Raw genomic sequence first — 16031 nt, forward strand, 5'->3', positions numbered from 1 at the left:
CTCAGAGTTCTCCCAGTTTCAGGTCGGGGCTGTAGTCGCCCTCGACATCCTTCACCACCGCCTGGGCACAGCGCATCTTGCCGCTCGCCGGGTCATGGGCATAGGCGGGCGAGCCGTGAAGCTCCCAGCCCCCGGCCAGCGCCGCGCTCACCCTGTGGCAGAAGACGGCGGTGTCTTCATCGGTCAGCAGCCGGTAGACACGCATCACGACACCATCGGCAGCGGCGGGACGCCGGCCCAGAAATGGACGAGGATGATCGCGACATACAGCGCGATGGCGATCCCCCCGAGCCGCAGGTCTCCCTTGAGCGAGCCGCCGGTATAGCGGGTGACGCCCTTCTCGGACCGGTTGATCAGCACGATCTCGGCCACCGCCCAGGCACCGAGCCCGCCGAAGAGAACGATCGAGGCAAGGTCCCAGTTCACCAGCAGATGCGCCACCGCCCAGGTGAGGAAGCCGTACAGCATCGGGTGGCGGAACCATTGCCGCGCATGGCTTTTCGAGCTGCCGACGCCGAATAGCGCGACCGCGCCCAGCATCAGCGTGTTGTTCACATGGATCAGCCAGGACGGCCCGGCAAAGCGCTGCGGCAGCCCCGCCGTCTGGTAACCGATCACCATCAGCACGACCGAGACCACCAGCGGCACCGCGAAGAGCGCCTTCGAGGCCATGCCCAGCCTGTCGTCCAGCATCGCGCGGACGCCCGGGAACAGCCGCTTGAACAGATGCGCAAAGCTCCAGAGAGCCACGCCGAGGATAAGAAGAAACATCAGACCGCCTCCAGTTCTGCAATCGCGGCCGCCTTGGCCAGCGTCTCCCTCGCCGTAACGATATGCAGGTTCTCGACAATGCGGCCATCCACCACGGCGACGCCCTGCCCGGCCCGTTCGGCCTCCTGGAAGGCAGCGATCTGGCGGCGGGCAAGCTCGATCTCGGCCTCGGTGGGGGCGAAGGCGGCATTGGCGACGGCGATCTGCGCCGGGTGGATCAGGGTCTTGCCGTCAAAGCCCAGATCGCGGCCCTGCGCGCATTCGGCCGTCAGCCCGGCCTCGTCCTTGAAGGCGTTATAGACCCCGTCGACCGCGACGATGCCATGGGCGCGCGCGGCCAGCAGGCAATGCGTCAGGCTCGTCATCAGCGCCAGCCGGTCGGGCCGGAACCTGCAGCCCAGCTCCTTGGCCAGATCGTTGGTGCCCATCACGAAGCCCTCGAGCCGCGGATGCGCAGCCAGCGCCGCGGCGTTCAGGATGCCCTTCGGGGTCTCCATCATCGCCCAGAGCGGCACATCCGGGATCGCTGCGGCCAGGTCGTCCAGCTGGGCCGTGGTCTCGACCTTCGGCAGCAGCACCGCATCGGCCCCGGCGCCCGCGATGGCCGCGACATCATCCCGCCCCCAGGGCGTGTCGAAGCCGTTCACCCGGACGATCCTGAACCGGCTGCCATAGCCGCCCGCCTTCAGCGTCTCGGCCAGCAGGGTGCGGGCCGCGGGCTTTTCCTCGACCGCGACGGCATCCTCGAGATCGAAAATGATCGCGTCGACCGGCAGGCCCCGCGCCTTGTCGAGCGCGCGGTCCTTCGAGCCGGGAATGTAAAGCACCGAACGGAAGGGACGGGCACGCGGGTCCATTGATTCTCCTCCAGAGTCATTTTGTTGCGCAAGCCAACACGGCAGAGTCAGAATGCGCAACCCCTTTTGCGCCGCAGCGCAGAAAATGCAACGCGCGGCGCGCTAGCCCGGTCTTGGCGAAGCTCAAGCAATCTTCGGCGCATGCCTTCGGGTCCCCCCGCCCCCCATTCAGTCGCCACAGGAGCCTGCCATGCGCGCCCCCCGCCCCTTCCGCCATCCCGCGACCCTGCCCGTCCTTGCCGCCCTGACGATCCTGCTGCCGCAGCTGGCGCTGCCCCAGAACCAGAGCCAGTCTCAGCCCCCGGTTCAGGCTCAGGCTCAGGCTCCAGCTCCGGCGGCCGGGCGCCAATGCGGCCAGCGAGAGGACATCCTCAATCAGCTCCGCAACCGTTATGGCGAGTCGCGCCAGGCGCTGGGACTGGCCGGGAACGACGCCGTGGTCGAAGTCTTCGCCAACACCCGGACCGGCACCTGGACCGTGACCGGCACCTTCGCCAATGGCCTGACCTGCCTTCTGGCCAGCGGCGAAGCCTATGAGCCGGTCGCAGAGCCGCCGGGCCAGGGGATCTGACCGGCTCAGGTCAGCCCGTCCCAGAGAAGCTTGGCCCCGGTCAGCGCAAGCGCCACATAGGTGATACCGAAGAACCAGCGCTCCGGGACCAGCCGGTGCGCCCGGACCCCCAGCCAGACCCCGAGAACCGCGACCGGGGCCAGCAGCAGCACCGCCAGCCAGGTATCGGCGGTGAAGATGCCGAGAAAGGCATAGGGGCTGAATTTCAACAGGTTGATGGCCCAGAAGACCAACACGGTGGTCGCCTGGAAGGTGGTCTTGTCCAGCCGCTGCGACAGCAGGTAGACGGCGACCGGCGGCCCTCCGGCATGGCTGACGAAGCTGGTGAAGCCCGCCACCGCGCCCGAAACCGCGCCTGCCGGGCGCCCGAACGGGCGCTGCCGCGCCGGGATCAGCTTCATCCGCACCGCCAGCTGGAAGCCCACGAATCCCAGCGCAACCAGCCCGATCAGCACCCGGAACACATCGGGATCGGTCAGGTGGAACACCGCCGCCGCCAGCGCGATGCCCGGCACCGCGCCAAGGATCAGCACCCGGGCCGAGGCCCCGTCCCAGCGCCGCCAATAGGGCCGGAGCGCGGTCACATCCATCAGCATCAGAAGCGGCAGCGTCACTCCCAGCGCCACGGCCGGGCCCAGAATCACCACCATCACCGCCGAGCCCGCGAAGGCCACGCCGCCGCCGAAACCGCCCTTGGACACACCGGCGAACAGGATCGCCGGGATTGCCACGGCGAAGAAAAGCGGACCGAATTCGATCACGACAGGGCCTCCGGATACAACTGGTCCGGACCCGTCTAGCCGATCGCGGCGCGATCAGGAACCGTCTGGACCTGCGCCCGGCCTTGCGGCAGCCTTGCACCGAAGGCGCCAAAGGACTACGCATCGCGCCGGAACCAACCAATCGGGGAACAATCAGACATGGCCAGACCCAAGATCGCTCTTATCGGCGCGGGGCAGATCGGCGGCACGCTCGCCCATCTCGCCGCGATCAAGGAACTGGGCGACGTCGTTCTTTTCGACATCGCCGATGGGGTGCCTCAGGGCAAGGCGCTCGACATCGCCGAATCCGGCCCCTCCGAGGGCTTCGATGCGGGCCTGAAGGGCACCAACGACTATGCCGACATCGCCGGCGCCGATGTCTGCATCGTCACCGCCGGCGTGCCGCGCAAGCCGGGCATGAGCCGCGACGACCTGCTGGGCATCAACCTCAAGGTCATGAAATCGGTCGGCGAAGGCATCCGCGACAACGCGCCCGATGCCTTCGTGATCTGCATCACCAACCCGCTCGACGCGATGGTCTGGGCGCTGCAGCAATATTCGGGCCTACCGCCCGAGAAGGTCGTCGGCATGGCCGGCGTTCTGGACAGCGCGCGCTTCCGCCACTTCCTGAGCCTCGAATTCAATGTCTCGATGAAGGACGTCTCGGCCTTCGTGCTGGGCGGCCATGGCGACACCATGGTGCCGCTGACCCGCTATTCCACCGTCGGCGGCATCCCGCTTCCCGATCTGGTGCAGATGGGCTGGACCACCCAGGACAAGCTCGACGCCATCGTGCAGCGCACCCGTGACGGCGGTGCCGAGATCGTCGGCCTGCTGAAAACCGGCTCGGCCTTCTACGCCCCCGCCACTTCGGCGATCGAGATGGCCGAGGCCTATCTCAAAGACCAGAAACGCCTGCTGCCCTGCGCGGCCTGGGTTGACGGCGCGCTGGGGCTCAAGGGCCTATACGTGGGCGTGCCCACCGTGATCGGCGCGGGCGGCATCGAGCGCGTGGTCGACATCAAGCTCGACAAGCCCGAACAAGAGATGTTCGACAAGTCGGTCGACGCCGTGCGCGGCCTGGTCGAGGCCTGCAAGGCCATCGACAACAGCCTGAACTGAGGTCTCCGCCGCCAAAAGGCGCAACGACACCGGCCTGCGCCGCCTCAAGGGCGGCGCGGGTTTTTTCTTGCCTGCTTCAGGCAGCCGCCCCCCACGCGGTGCAGTCATTCTTCCGCCCCTTCGGATCGACGCACGATCGACGCGGCGGCGGCGGTCGGCCCCTGTCCCGGACCGCGCGGATCGTTTCTGCCAGTCGACAGAAGATTTCGGAAACCTCGTCTTAAGTGTCCCGGTCTAAGAGGGTCGATGTCGGCCCCGCAGAAAAACCGTCGCGGGCGCCTCGCATCGCGAAGGACCAGAGATGAGCTCGAACGCCGAAGCCGCTCAAGACAAAGCAGATTTCCAGACCGCCCTTGCCCAGGCGCTCGGGGCGCAGATCCTCGACGAGGCCCATGTTCTGAGCTTCGACATGGAAACCAGGACCCTGGTTTCGGCCAGCGAAGCGACGATCTTCCTGCTCGAACTCTCCGGGGACACGCTCGGTGTGCACGATTTCGACAGCCTGATCGCCTCTCCCGGCCAAACCTCGGACGATCTCTGGAATCGTGCCGTCGCCGGAACCGGGCAGGTCTGGTCCGGCAGCTTCGCCACCAGCCGCTCGGGCAGCGCCCATCCGATGCAGATGCGCAGCGTCGTATCGGTCTGTCCCGATGGCAGCCTGCGGCTGTCGGTGGTGGGCGAGCCCGCCAGCGCCGGCCTGCCCGCAGCCGGCTCTGGCAGCGCCGGGGCCGGGCATCCCCTCGCACCGCTCTGCGACAGCGCGCTGACCAGCGCCCGCTACGATGCCGAAGGCCATATTCAAGAGGTTTCGGCACCGATGTGTGCGCTGTTGGACCAGACGCCCGACGACCTGATCGGCCAGCACATGCGCCGCCAGCTCGACGCCGAGTTCAGCCGAGGAAAGGCCTGGACCGAGGCCTGGGCCGGACTGGCCCGGGGCGAATGCGCGGTCCTCGACATCCCGCGTCGTCATGGCGGCCGCGGCATCGTCTGGACCCGATCCCATCTTCTGCCGCTCACCGAAGCCGGGGGAGGATTTTCCGGCGCGCTGGAAATTGCCGTCGACATCACCAGGGAGAGGCGCGATCTCGACCGGATGCGGGCGCGGCAATCCGCGCTCGGCAGCCGCCTCGCCACCGCCGAATTCCGCACCGACGGCACGATCCTCGAGGCCAGCGCAGGGTTCTGCAAGCTGCTCGGGCTGACACAGGCCGATCTCGAGAGCGCCAGCCACAAGACCCTCATGCCCGCCGAACTCGCCGGGGCGCGCCGCCATGACGATTTCTGGGACCGTCTGTCCCGTGGTGAGCCGGTTTCGGGCCTCTTCCGCCACGAGAGCCCCGATGGGCGCATCGTCTGGCTGTCGTCGTGCTACCTGCCACTGGCCGGCGCCGGGACGGAGGAGGTGCAGTCGGTGCTGTTCGTCGGCCATGACGTGACTGCGGCCCGCAAGGCCGAGGCCGAGGCCGAGAACAGGCTCGACGCGCTCGACCGGGCGATGATGGTCGCCGAATATGACGGCGCCGGCCGGATCCGCTCTGCGAATGGCGGATGGCTCGACCGCATGGGACATCGCATCGAGGACATTCTCGGCCGTGGCCTCGACATTTTCCTCGACAAAGACAGCGTCAAGGATGGCAGCGCGGCCCGCTTCTGGGAGGATCTTCGCGAAAACGACGGCTTCTCGGGCGAGCTCATGTGGGTCGATGCCGACGGCCACGAAGTCTGGCTTTACACCGTCTTCCACCCCGTCACAGACCCCGAGGGCCACGCCGACCGTGTCATCCAGATTGCGGTCGACATCACGGATACAAAGCGCCGGATGCTCGATCTCGACGGCAAGTGGCAGGCGGCACTGAACCATCAGGCGGTGGTCGAATTCGACCCCGACGGCAAGATCCTCGAGGCCAATGAGGGCTTCCTGCGGCTCGTCGGCCATTCGCTGCGCGAGGTCCGGGGCCAGTCGCACAGCTCGTTCTGCCCCGGCGACTACATCCGGTCCTCCGCCTATACCGATTTCTGGGTGGCGCTGCGCAAGGGCGAGGCACAATCCGGCCGCTACCGCCATGTCGCCCGCTTCGACCGCGACCTGTTCCTGCTGGCCCATTACACACCCCTGACCGATTTCCGCGGCGAGGTCGACCGAGTGGTGATGTGCGGATATGACATCTCTCCCCAGATCGAGCTGGAACGCGCCACCGCCGCCCGGGCACAGGACCTCACCACCGAAATCGACGGCCTGCGCGAGGTCAATGACATGCTGCGCGGCGATGCCGACCTGCTGGCTCGCACCAACGAGAGGCTGCAGGACAGCGCCCGCAATGGCGACCGCCTGCTCGATGGCGCGCTGAGCGAGATGCGCACCGCGCGGGAAGCCGCCGACAAGGTCACCGAGATCGTCGACCTGGTCGGCGACATCGCGGTTCAGACGAACCTTCTGGCCTTCAACGCCGCCATCGAGGCGGCCCGCGCGGGCGAGCATGGCGCGGGCTTTTCCATCGTCGCGGACGAGGTGCGCAAGCTTGCCGAACGCAACGGCGAGGCCGCACGCGAGATATCGCGCCACATCGAACGGGCGAATGACAGCATTCTGCGATCGGCCGATGGCACCGAACAGACCATCGAACGTATCCGCGCCATCGGCAGCATGGCCGAGGAGGCCTGCGGCGGGCTGACACAGGTGCTTGCCCATGCCGGGGCGGGCGAAGCCGCGGCCGTGACCCTGGCACGCCTGGCGGAAGAGCTGGGCCAGGCGGCAGGACCAAAGGAAAGCTGATGCAAACCGCATCCCAGCTCCGCCGCGAAACGACATATGCCCTGATGGAGGTGGAGGGCGGCGTGATCGGCATCGATATCGAGCATCTCTCCGAGGTCGCTCCGATCGACGCGCTCTCGCCGCTTCTGATCGCTCATCCCGCATTGATGGGCGCAATCCGGCTGCGTGGTCATATCATCCCGGTGGTCGATCCGCGCAGCATCTCGGGCATCGACCCGGTCGGCGCTCCTCCCGGCATCGCCGCGATCCTGAACCAGGGCGACCGGGTGCTGGCGCTTGCGGTGAACGCGATTTCCGGTCTGGCTCGGCTGGCCGACAACGCGGTCCAGCCGCTTACCACGGGCGGTTCCGGGACACCCTTCTTCGTCGGCGGCTTCTTTCACGAAGGACAGCTGGTGAACGTGGTCGACCCGGCCGCGCTGTTCGCTCTGGCCGGGCTGCCCGTTGCCAGCCGGTTCCTCCGCGACGAACGCCCCCGCCGCGGGGCGGGCAGCGAGGGACGCGCATTTCTGACATTTCGCGCGGGCGACGCCACATTCGCCGCCCCTGCGGTCGAGGTCCACCGCACGCTGCCGCGCCAGAGCGTCGAACGGAATGCACTGACCGGAGGCGACTGCCTCGGCTCGGTCACCGTCAACGGATTGCGTGTTCCCGTGCTCGACGCAACCGGCCTTCTGGGGCTTGGCGGTGCGCGCGAAATATCCGACCCGGAAATCGTGGTCTTCGGCTTTGGCGACGACCGGCTGATCGGACTCGCGGTCGACGTGATCAGCCGCATCGCGACCTTCCGCCCCGACGATCTTCAACCGCCACCCGCGCTTCTGGGCGGCGGAGCGGGCGCCATCGCCTCACTGGCCATCGCAGAGGACGGGGCACAGACCTATGTGATCGGAGGCCCGCGGCTGCGCGAGATGAAGGGGTTGCAGGCCATCGCCGAAATGTCGGCCCCGGTCAGCCCGAAACTTGCCGCGCATGCCACTGCCCCCGCGCGACCGGGCGGGGCCGCGATTCCCGCCCGCCCCGCGGGCATCGGCGCGGAAGCCGCGCCGGACAGCCTGTCTGCCGCCGCGTCCGGCGACCTCCTCTCCGATCCCGGATCCGACCCGGGCGAGACTTCCGCCCCTTCGCCCGACGCACTGATCCGCGATCGCCGCCGCTACCTGATCTTCCAGGCCGGTATCGCCCATGCCGCACCGATCGAAACGGTCATGCACATCATCGAACCACCCTCCGCCATAACCCCGATGACGCACAGGGCCCCGGGCGTACTCGGTTTCTTCTCGGTCGGCGGCCGGGCAACGACGCTGGTCTGCCTGTCCGGGTTCCTGGGCGAAGCCCCGCCGCGCAAGGGCCAGCATAGCCGGGTGCTGCTGGTCGGCCCCTCCGAGCGCAGAATTGGCTTTCAGGTTTCCGCGGTCGAGGGCATCGAACCGGCAAACTGGCGCGCGCTCAACACCGCCCCAGCGCCCTTTCGCGAAGAGATGGTCAGCCTCGGACGCGGCACGGCGCAGCGCCTGCTGCCCTGCCTGGACATCTGCCGTCTGGCCGCCGACATCGCCGAACGCATCCACGACGAGAGCATCTATGCCTGAGCCGGACAGGTCCCGTCCCGCCCCGGCCCTCAGACCGGCGCGCGGGTCTCGATCCGGCTGCCCGCCGGATCCTTGTGCACATAGAACCCGTTCGGGATCGCCTCCTGCACCAGCGGCACGTGCGAGATCAGCCCGACCGCCCTGGTATGCCCGACCAATGCCCCCAGCGCCTGCAGGACCCGGTCGAGCGTCCCGGCACCGTCCTCGGTGTCGAGGCTGCCGAAGCCTTCATCGATGAAAATCGTGTCGAGCCGCACCTTGCCGCTGGCGCTTTCGACCGCATCCGCGAGCCCCAGCGCCAGTGCCAGCGCGGCGATGAAGGTCTCGCCGCCCGACAGCGTCGTCGTCGGACGCGCCTTGCCGGTGAACAGATCGAAGACCTGCAGCCCCAGCCCGCGCCGTCCGCGTCCTCCGCCCCCTTCGGCCTCGCGCTCCAGCCTGTAGCGCCCCCCGCTCATCGGCCCGAGCCGCCGGTTCGCCGCCGCCAGCACCCGGTCGAACATCGCGCCGATGGCATAGGTCTCGAGGTCGAGCCCCTGGGGATTGCGCCCGTCGAAAAGCGCCGACAGGCGGCGCAGGGGCGCTGACGCGGCCTCCTCGGCCCCGAGCCGCTGCAGCGTTCCGGCAAGATCGTCGCGAAGCGACACCAGATGGTCCGAGGCATGCGCCGCCGCGGCCCGCTGCTCGGTCGCCTCCGAGCGCCGCGCCTCGGCTGCGGCCAGCACCTCGCGCAGCTCCGGCAGATCGGGCCGCACCCGCCCCTCGACCGCCTCGGCAGTGGCCCGCGCCCGCTCTTCGGCCACCGCCAGCGCACGACCATGCGCTTCGACCGCCGCCCGGTCCTCCTCCAGCCGGGCAATGGCGGGCTTCAGTGCCGCCAGATCGCCCGCGGACAGCCCGGTCTCGGCCAGCCGCTTGGCAAAGGCCTGGCGGGCCCCCTCATGCCGAACCCGCGCCTCGGCCATCGCCCGCACCGCCGCCTCATGGGCCGCGCGCGCGGCCAGGGCCGCCTCGCGGGTCTCGGTGGCCGCCTTCATTGCGCCCAGCCGCGCCGCATCGCGCGCCTCGAACGCCGCCTGCCGACTGGCCAGCGCGGCCGTCAGCGTCGGCTCCGCGCGCAATGTTTCGGGGACCGGAGCCAGCATCGCCTCGATCCGCGCGGCTTCGCGCAGCGCCACCGCCTCGCGTTCGGAAATGATCTCGCGACAGCTTTCGCGCGCCTCTTCGGCCGCCCTGACCGCCGCGTCGAGCCGGGCCAGCAGCCCCTCGGCGACGGCGATCTCGGTGTCCGCCCCGAGCGCGGCCAGGGCCTCATGGGTCGCCCGGATCCGGGTCTTGAGCGTCGCCGCGTCGGTCGCGGGCCGCTCGAGCGCGGCCAGTCGTTCCTGACGGCCGGCCAGCACACCGCGCTCCGAGGCCAGCGCCCGGTCGGCTTCACGCTGCGCCCGGTCGGCCTCTTCCCATGCGGCGCGCGCCGTCCTGACCGCGGCCTCGGGCGCCGATGCCTCGCCCGGCCCGGCGGCAGGCGCCGGATGCCCGGTCGCGCCGCAGACCGGGCAGGGCGCGCCCGGTTTCAGCCCCGCGGCCAGATGCCGGGCATGGCTTCGGGCCAGACGACGTTCGGTGGCCTCCATCTCGGCATGAGCAGCACGGCTTCGGCGGGCGGCAAGCTCCTGGACCCGAACCAGCCGGGTCACGGACTCGGTTGTCTCGGTCACGTCGCGGGTCGCAGCCTCGACGCCGAGCGCGGCCTTCATCTCGGTTTCGAGCGCCTGCAACCGGGCAGAGAGCAGCGCGCGGTTGGCGGATGTCTGCCGCGCCGCCTGCACCGCTTCGGCCGCCTTGCCGCGTTGCGCCATGAGCTGGGCCAGCCTTCCCTCTGCGGCGGAATGATCGGCCCGTGCCGCCTCGGCCACGGCCTGCGCCTCGGCGGCACGCTGCTGCAGCCCTGCCGCCGCCGCAAGCGTCTCGGCATGACGCTCGAGCGTCTCGACCTCGCGGCGCAGCGCCTCGGTTTCGGGCCCCCGCGCCGCCTCTGCCTCCTGCCGCGCCGCCGCCCGCCTGACGGCGGTCTCGGCGGTTTCGAGACGCGCCTCGGCCGTATCCATCCGTGCGGAGGCCGCCTCGGCCTCGCGCGCGGCCTCGACCACCCGCGCCTCGAGATCGAGCAACAGCCGCGCACGGTCGGCCCGGCGCAGCTGCGCGGCCAGCTCGGCCATCGCGGGCGCCGCCTCGCGGATCTCGGCCAGCGCCTTTGCGGCCTCTGCCGCCGCCTGAAACCGGGCCTCGGTCTGTTCTGCCGCGCTCAGCTCCGCACGGGCCGCCGCCGCCTCGCGCGTCGCCGATGCCTCGGCGGTGCGGGCCGCATCCAGCCGTACCCCGGCCTCGGCAAGACCGGTTTCCAGCGCCTCCATCTCTTCAAAGCCCTCGGCCGCCAGCCGTCCCTCGCAGACCGCGCGCGCCTCGCGCAGGGTCCGTTCCTGCATCTCGGCCTCGGTCTTCATCGTCGCGGCAAGACGGCGGTAGATCGAGACGTCGAAAAGCTCGCGCAGGATCTCGAGCCGCTCGCGGGTGCGCGCGGCCAGGAAGGTCTCGAACCGCCCCTGCGGCAGCAGCACGATCTGGCGGAACTGGTCCGAGCCGTAGCCCAGAAGCTCTGTCACCGCCGCCGAGACCGCACCCACCTTCTTCTCGGCCAGGATCCTGCCGCGCCCCGCCGGCCCGATCCGGTCGAGCGGCAGGCCGGTCGCGTCGAAAAGATAGGCCTCATGCGGGTCGCGCGTCTCGCCGTTGCCACGGGTCTTGGGCCGCGCCTGATCGGGACGACGCAGAAGCACATAGCGCCGCTCGCCCAGATCGAACACGAACTCGACCTCGGTCGGCATGTCCGGATCGGCATGATCGGCACGAAGCGACGGCGCGTCCTGCTCGGCCCGCGCGGCCTCTCCGAACAGCGCGAAGGTCATCGCGCTGAAGATCGTAGACTTGCCCGAACCGGTCCGGCCATAGATCCCGAACAGCCCGGCCGCCACCGCGGCGCGGAAATCGACCACCTCGCGGCCCGGGAACGGGCCGAAGGCCTGCAATGTCAGCCGGACCGGCCTCATGCCCCCTCCTCGCCGCCGCGCAGCCCGTCGAGGGTCGCGGCAATCGCGGCCAGTTCCTCCGCATCGGCCCGCTCGCCGCGCACCTGGTCCAGGAACGCGCCGATCACCGCCATCGGATCGTCGAGCCCGCGCGGCATCGGGCCCAGCGCCTTGACTTCGGGCGCCCGCGCCTCGCGCGCATAGCAAAGGTCGCAGGCATTGGGAAACACCGCGCGCAGCCGCCGCATCGCGTCGATCACCGGCGCCTCGTCGGTCAGGACAGCGCGCAGGAAATCCTCCGAGGGCGGCAGCCGCAACAGGTCCTCATGGCGGCCCTCGATCACCCGAACGCCCCGGATCGGCCGGAACGGGATCGGCTCGATCCGCACCCCACCGGCACCGTCGATCTCGACAAGGCTCATGGATTTCTCCTCGCCCGCCTCGTCGAAGCCGAAAGCGAGCGGCGCGCCGGCATAGCGGATTTCGGGGCGGCCGGCCGATTGCGGGCGGTGCAGATGGCCAAGCGCGACATACCGGGCACCGTCGAACAACTCGGCCCCGACCGTCTCGACCCCGCCGATCCGGGCCAGCGGCCGCTCGGCCCCGCTGACACTGGCGCCGGCGACGGTGCCATGGGCGACGATGACCCAGCGCGCGCCCTCGGGCAGCGCCGCCCGGGCCGCCGCGATCTGGGCGCGCAGCACGTCCTCGGGCGAGGTGAGGGTCTCGTCGCCGAACGCCTCGCGCGCGGCATATTCCCAAGCGAAGGGCAGTGCCGACACCGCGACCGGACCATCGGCATCTTCGAGGATCAGCGGCGGCTCCTCGGCCGCGACCGTACCCCGGATCAGCGCCCGGGCGGTATCGGTCATCACCGACATCGCCTCGATCCGGTCGCCGGAATCGTGATTGCCCGCGATCATCACCACCGCCGCGCCGGTCTCGGCCCGGATCCGGGTGAGAAAGGCATTGAACTGCCGCACGGCGCTGGCGGGCGGGGCGGCGCGGTCGAAGACATCGCCCGCGATCACCAGCGCATCGACCTCATAGGCCAGGGCCGCCGCCGCGATCTGATCGAGAATGGCGGCGTGATCGGCCTCCAGCGAGAGGCCGTTGAACTGGCGTCCGAGATGCAGGTCGGCGGTATGGAGAAGTCGCATGCCGGAGATCGTTCCGCCAATCGGGGCCAAAGTCCAGAGGAAGAGCCGGGTGACGGCCAGACCAAGCTCAGCGCATGAAGCGCGCGGCCTCGATCCAGTCGACCATGGCGACGTCGATCTGGCGCAGGATCTCGGCGGCCTGCGCGGGCTCGTTGCGGTTCTCAAGCGCATCCAGCGCCATGTGCAGCGCCCGGTGCATCTGCTGCACCCCGTCGATCGCCTCGCGGCTGGCCACTGGTTTCATGCCTGCTTCTCCCGGCCCTGATGTCGGGGACCAGAGATGGACCGGAACCCCGGGCAGAGGCAAGGGGGGCTCAGAGCCTGTCCGCCGCGCGGCGCTCGCGCTCTTTCAGCGCGCCCCAGCCCAACGCGAAGGCGATGGTGGCCAGGACGAAGAGGATGCCCGGCGCATTGATCGCGGGCGACAGCCCGAAGCGCATCCGCGCGCCGATCTCGGTCACCAGCGGGTGCTGGCCGCCGATCGAGAAGATGGTGGTGGTGTAATTCTCGAAGCTCCGCAGGAAGTGATGATGGTGGCGGTCAGGATCTTGGGCTTCAGGAATGGCAGGGTGATCCGGCGGAAGGCCTGGAACGGCGTCGCGCCGAGATCGCGCGCGTCCGCCTCGAGCACCATGTCATGACGCTGGAGCCGGGCCATGAACATCAGCATGGCATAGGAGGCGATGAAGCTGGTCTGGGCGAGGATCGCGGTGAACAGACCGGCGGCGACGCCCAGCTCGTTCCGGAAGATCGCCGTCGAGATCCCGAGGATCATGCCGGGCGTCAGGAGCGGCAGGAACATGTAGAGGAAGAAGACCCCCATATAGATCCGCAGAACGAGGCCGCTGCCCTGCCGGGTCATTTCGCGATATCCCGCAGCCGGACCTTCAGAAGCCGCATCATTAGGAAGACGAAGCCGGTACAGACCGCCAGCAGGCTGACCGCATGGGCCGCGCCCGTGTTCCATTCCGAGACCTGGAAGAAAAGAAGCGGTTGCAGACGAGCTGCGCGAAACAGGGCGCCGCGGTCCCGCGGGTTATGATACAGGGCACCGAATAGGAGCCGGCCGACAGCATGAAGGTCATGATGCCGCCGACCGCGATGCCGGGCCGGGCATGGGGCAGCACGATCCGGCGATGGATCTGCCAGCTCCCGGCGCCCAGGTCGCACGCGGCCTCGATCTGGTTGGTATCGAGCGTTTCCAGCACGTTATAAAGCGGAAAGATCATGAACAGGATATAGGCATAGACCATCGCCACGAAGACGCCGGTGCCGCTTTCAAGAAAGGGTATCGGGCCGATGCCCGCAAGCCCCAGAACCGCGTTGAGCGGCCCGCCATGGTTCAGGATCATCTGCCAGGCGAAGACCCGGAGCAGCTCGTTGATGGCATAGGGGATGACCAGCGCCAGCATGATCAGCGCGTCCCGCAGCGGCGGCTGGAGCCTGGCAACGGCGAAGGCCACGGGATAGCAGACCGCGAAGGCGATGGCGGTCACGGCCAGCGCCGCAGGGATCGTCCCGGCGAAGATCCACAGATGCGCCCGCCCCATCTGCGCGTGATCCGACAGGGTCCAGGTCCGGACCGGGGTGCTTTCCTGCGCTTCCAGCCTGCCGATCCGGGCCGCAAGCCTGGCGCGTTCGGCATCGTTCGCGGCCAGCCGCCCGGCCCGGTCGGGCGGGCCATCGGAGGTTTCGGCTGCGGCGCGGCGCAGCGCCAGCACATCGAGGCAGTTATAAAGCTGGTCGATCTCCAGCGAGAGCTCGGCCGCGCCCGCCGGGCGCTCCATATTCCAGAGCGAGCGCTTGATCATGATCGCCTTTGGCGCGGCGATCAGCCCGAGAATCCAGGTCCCGGCCAGAACCACCAGCAACACGGCCAGCGGCGCGCCGAAGCTGCGCCCAAGCCGCGTCATCGGCCGTTCCGCCCCCGGGCATGATCACCCCCGCCGCTTCGGAAAAGCCGAGACGAAGCGGCCCCCCGGGCAGGTCTCCGGCGCCCGAATTGACCCGCTGCACGGTCAGGGCCCCGGCCGGGGTCTCGACGACCAGGGTCGAGAAGGCGCCCTCCTTGTCGCGGCGCGCAAGACGGCCGCCGAGGGTATTGGCCGCAGCCTCGCCCGGACCCAGCAGATGAAGGCGTTCGGACCGCAGGAACAGCACCGTCTCGACGCCCGGGGCCGTCCCGCCCGGGTTCTGCGCCAGGAAGCTGCCGCCCGCCGTCGCGATCCGGGCGCGGTCGCGGGCGACGGTTTCGATCCGTCCGGACAGACGGTTCATCTTGTCGACGAAGGTGGCGACGAAGGCGGTGGCGGGACGGTCATAGATGTCGTCGGCACTGCCGACCTGCGCGATCCGGCCATGGCGCATCACCGCCACCCGGTCCGACATGGTCAGCGCCTCGCCCTGATCATGGGTGATGTAGACGAAGGTGATGCCGGTCGCGACCTGGAGCTGCTTGAGCTCGGCCCGCATGTGCTGACGCAGCTTGAGATCGAGCGCGGAAGGCGGCTCGTCCAGCAACAGCACCGCCGGCTCCACCTCCAGCGCGCGGACGATGGCGACGCGCGGGCGCTGCCCGCCCAGCGCGACCATGTCAAGGAACTCGAAGGCGCGGTCGTGACGGCGGCGACGGCTCCAGCCCCCCATCTCGAGCCCGAAGGCCACGTTCTCCCAGACCGGCATCAGCGGAAACAAGGCAAGGTTCTGGAAGATCAGAGCGGTCGGACGGGCCGATCCCGGCCATCGGTCGTCCACCGATCCGCACCTCGCCCCCGGACGGCTCGATAAAGCCCGACAGCAGGCGCAGGATCGTGATCTTGCTGCAGCCCGAAGGCCCGAGGATCGGGAAGAAGGCGCCCGCCTCGATGGCCAGATCGGCGGGATGGACGGCCTGGAAGCTGCCGAAGCGCACCACCGCACCGACAAGCGCGACATATATTCCGCGGGAGGGTGAGGTCATGGGGCAGGTCCGGAAAAGGGCGGGCGCGGGCGGCCGGAGCCCCCCGCGCGTCAGGCCGGCCGGTCAGACGTTGGTGAGCTTTTCGGTATATTCCTCGCGCAGCGGCGAGATCCAGGGCGTGAACATCGGCCACCACCAGAGATTGTTGATGGCATCGCCCCGATAGGCGAAGGTGAGGGCCTCCTTCCTGGCCTCGGTGATGTGCTCGGCCGCGCCCAGGGCGGCCGAACTGCAACCGGTGGCATTCGAGAACATGCCGCCGATCCCGGGCGTCAGCAGGGAATTGAGGGATTCATAGACCTGGTCGACATTTTCAGCGCCCGAGGGAATGGCGGCGGTGGCTTCGGTGGCATTGCTCCAGAACGCGCCGATATTG

17 protein-coding genes are annotated in these 16031 nt (G+C 69.2%); 4 read left to right on the forward strand and 13 right to left on the reverse strand.

Going from position 1 to position 16031, the window contains the following annotated elements:
• Position 1 precedes the first annotated feature (1 nt).
• The 3 genes from ACK8CO_RS05125 to ACK8CO_RS05135 are packed head-to-tail and all read right to left on the reverse strand — an operon-like array spanning position 2 to position 1628.
• On the reverse strand, positions 2 to 205 hold the full coding sequence (locus ACK8CO_RS05125) for a DUF1737 domain-containing protein (protein ID WP_414898387.1): 204 nt from the start codon (positions 203 to 205) through the stop codon (positions 2 to 4).
• Entirely contained in the window at positions 205 to 771 is a 567-nt protein-coding gene (locus ACK8CO_RS05130) for an NnrU family protein (protein WP_414898388.1), read from the reverse strand. The genes ACK8CO_RS05125 and ACK8CO_RS05130 overlap by 1 nt, the downstream gene beginning before the upstream one ends.
• Positions 771 to 1628, reverse strand: coding sequence for an HpcH/HpaI aldolase/citrate lyase family protein (locus ACK8CO_RS05135; protein WP_414898389.1), 858 nt, complete (start codon positions 1626 to 1628; stop codon positions 771 to 773). The genes ACK8CO_RS05130 and ACK8CO_RS05135 overlap by 1 nt, the downstream gene beginning before the upstream one ends.
• 190 nt (positions 1629 to 1818) lie before the next feature.
• Here ACK8CO_RS05135 and ACK8CO_RS05140 point away from each other — a divergent pair, with 190 nt between their 5' ends.
• Positions 1819 to 2199 (forward strand): hypothetical protein, encoded by a 381-nt coding sequence (locus tag ACK8CO_RS05140; RefSeq protein WP_414898390.1) that lies wholly within the window; start codon positions 1819 to 1821, stop codon positions 2197 to 2199.
• A gap of 5 nt (positions 2200 to 2204) precedes the next feature.
• Here the strand turns inward: ACK8CO_RS05140 and ACK8CO_RS05145 are convergent, their stop codons facing one another.
• Positions 2205 to 2960, reverse strand: coding sequence for a sulfite exporter TauE/SafE family protein (locus ACK8CO_RS05145; RefSeq protein ID WP_414898391.1), 756 nt, complete (start codon positions 2958 to 2960; stop codon positions 2205 to 2207).
• Positions 2961 to 3119: 159 nt separating this feature from the next.
• Between ACK8CO_RS05145 and mdh the strand changes: the two genes are divergently transcribed.
• The 3 genes from mdh (at position 3120) to ACK8CO_RS05160 (ending at position 8450) form a co-directional block, all read left to right on the forward strand.
• Positions 3120 to 4082 carry a malate dehydrogenase gene (mdh, locus tag ACK8CO_RS05150; protein ID WP_414898392.1) on the forward strand — a complete coding sequence of 321 codons (963 nt, stop codon included), beginning with the start codon at positions 3120 to 3122 and terminating at the stop codon, positions 4080 to 4082.
• 301 nt (positions 4083 to 4383) lie between these two features.
• Positions 4384 to 6858, forward strand: coding sequence for a PAS domain-containing protein (locus tag ACK8CO_RS05155; RefSeq protein ID WP_414898393.1), 2475 nt, complete (start codon positions 4384 to 4386; stop codon positions 6856 to 6858).
• Positions 6858 to 8450, forward strand: a complete 1593-nt coding sequence (locus tag ACK8CO_RS05160; RefSeq protein ID WP_414898394.1) for a chemotaxis protein CheW — start codon at positions 6858 to 6860, stop codon at positions 8448 to 8450. The genes ACK8CO_RS05155 and ACK8CO_RS05160 overlap by 1 nt, the downstream gene beginning before the upstream one ends.
• Positions 8451 to 8479: 29 nt before the next feature.
• Here the strand turns inward: ACK8CO_RS05160 and ACK8CO_RS05165 are convergent, their stop codons facing one another.
• The 9 genes from ACK8CO_RS05165 to ACK8CO_RS05205 form a co-directional block, all read right to left on the reverse strand.
• On the reverse strand, positions 8480 to 11557 hold the full coding sequence (locus ACK8CO_RS05165) for an AAA family ATPase (protein WP_414898395.1): 3078 nt from the start codon (positions 11555 to 11557) through the stop codon (positions 8480 to 8482).
• Positions 11554 to 12696, reverse strand: coding sequence for an exonuclease SbcCD subunit D (locus tag ACK8CO_RS05170; protein WP_414898396.1), 1143 nt, complete (start codon positions 12694 to 12696; stop codon positions 11554 to 11556). The genes ACK8CO_RS05165 and ACK8CO_RS05170 overlap by 4 nt, the downstream gene beginning before the upstream one ends.
• A gap of 67 nt (positions 12697 to 12763) precedes the next feature.
• Positions 12764 to 12940: a hypothetical protein gene (locus ACK8CO_RS05175; protein WP_155773945.1), complete on the reverse strand. Its 177-nt coding sequence runs from the start codon at positions 12938 to 12940 to the stop codon at positions 12764 to 12766.
• A gap of 70 nt (positions 12941 to 13010) precedes the next feature.
• Positions 13011 to 13157 (reverse strand): hypothetical protein, encoded by a 147-nt coding sequence (locus ACK8CO_RS05180; RefSeq protein WP_414898397.1) that lies wholly within the window; start codon positions 13155 to 13157, stop codon positions 13011 to 13013.
• Positions 13154 to 13558 (reverse strand): ABC transporter permease, encoded by a 405-nt coding sequence (locus tag ACK8CO_RS05185; RefSeq protein WP_414898398.1) that lies wholly within the window; start codon positions 13556 to 13558, stop codon positions 13154 to 13156. The genes ACK8CO_RS05180 and ACK8CO_RS05185 overlap by 4 nt, the downstream gene beginning before the upstream one ends.
• 40 nt (positions 13559 to 13598) lie before the next feature.
• Positions 13599 to 14507 (reverse strand): ABC transporter permease, encoded by a 909-nt coding sequence (locus tag ACK8CO_RS05190; RefSeq protein ID WP_414898399.1) that lies wholly within the window; start codon positions 14505 to 14507, stop codon positions 13599 to 13601.
• Positions 14428 to 15390, reverse strand: coding sequence for an ABC transporter ATP-binding protein (locus ACK8CO_RS05195; protein WP_414898400.1), 963 nt, complete (start codon positions 15388 to 15390; stop codon positions 14428 to 14430). Before ACK8CO_RS05195 ends, ACK8CO_RS05190 begins: the two co-directional genes overlap by 80 nt.
• Entirely contained in the window at positions 15290 to 15655 is a 366-nt protein-coding gene (locus tag ACK8CO_RS05200) for an ATP-binding cassette domain-containing protein (RefSeq protein WP_414898401.1), read from the reverse strand. Before ACK8CO_RS05200 ends, ACK8CO_RS05195 begins: the two co-directional genes overlap by 101 nt.
• Positions 15656 to 15718: 63 nt before the next feature.
• On the reverse strand, positions 15719 to 15910 hold the full coding sequence (locus ACK8CO_RS05205) for a hypothetical protein (RefSeq protein ID WP_414898402.1): 192 nt from the start codon (positions 15908 to 15910) through the stop codon (positions 15719 to 15721).
• Positions 15911 to 16031: the final 121 nt, after the last annotated feature.

The organism is Rhodovulum sp. HP10, assembly GCF_047553435.1.
Taxonomy (GTDB): Bacteria; Pseudomonadota; Alphaproteobacteria; order Rhodobacterales; family Rhodobacteraceae; genus Rhodovulum.

What these genes read in the sequence shown, in the direction of transcription:
- ACK8CO_RS05155 (WP_414898393.1), top strand. Translation starts at nt 4,384, where the DNA reads ATGAGCTCGAACGCCGAAGCCGCTCAAGACAAAGCAGATTTCCAGACC.
- ACK8CO_RS05160 (WP_414898394.1), top strand. Translation starts at nt 6,858, where the DNA reads ATGCAAACCGCATCCCAGCTCCGCCGCGAAACGACATATGCCCTGATG.
- ACK8CO_RS05130 (WP_414898388.1), bottom strand. Translation starts at nt 771, where the DNA reads ATGTTTCTTCTTATCCTCGGCGTGGCTCTCTGGAGCTTTGCGCATCTG.
- ACK8CO_RS05135 (WP_414898389.1), bottom strand. Translation starts at nt 1,628, where the DNA reads ATGGACCCGCGTGCCCGTCCCTTCCGTTCGGTGCTTTACATTCCCGGC.
- ACK8CO_RS05190 (WP_414898399.1), bottom strand. Translation starts at nt 14,507, where the DNA reads ATGATCAAGCGCTCGCTCTGGAATATGGAGCGCCCGGCGGGCGCGGCC.
- mdh (WP_414898392.1), top strand. Translation starts at nt 3,120, where the DNA reads ATGGCCAGACCCAAGATCGCTCTTATCGGCGCGGGGCAGATCGGCGGC.
- ACK8CO_RS05125 (WP_414898387.1), bottom strand. Translation starts at nt 205, where the DNA reads ATGCGTGTCTACCGGCTGCTGACCGATGAAGACACCGCCGTCTTCTGC.
- ACK8CO_RS05165 (WP_414898395.1), bottom strand. Translation starts at nt 11,557, where the DNA reads ATGAGGCCGGTCCGGCTGACATTGCAGGCCTTCGGCCCGTTCCCGGGC.
- ACK8CO_RS05140 (WP_414898390.1), top strand. Translation starts at nt 1,819, where the DNA reads ATGCGCGCCCCCCGCCCCTTCCGCCATCCCGCGACCCTGCCCGTCCTT.
- ACK8CO_RS05200 (WP_414898401.1), bottom strand. Translation starts at nt 15,655, where the DNA reads ATGACCTCACCCTCCCGCGGAATATATGTCGCGCTTGTCGGTGCGGTG.
- ACK8CO_RS05175 (WP_155773945.1), bottom strand. Translation starts at nt 12,940, where the DNA reads ATGAAACCAGTGGCCAGCCGCGAGGCGATCGACGGGGTGCAGCAGATG.
- ACK8CO_RS05185 (WP_414898398.1), bottom strand. Translation starts at nt 13,558, where the DNA reads ATGACCCGGCAGGGCAGCGGCCTCGTTCTGCGGATCTATATGGGGGTC.
- ACK8CO_RS05170 (WP_414898396.1), bottom strand. Translation starts at nt 12,696, where the DNA reads ATGCGACTTCTCCATACCGCCGACCTGCATCTCGGACGCCAGTTCAAC.
- ACK8CO_RS05205 (WP_414898402.1), bottom strand. Translation starts at nt 15,910, where the DNA reads ATGTTCTCGAATGCCACCGGTTGCAGTTCGGCCGCCCTGGGCGCGGCC.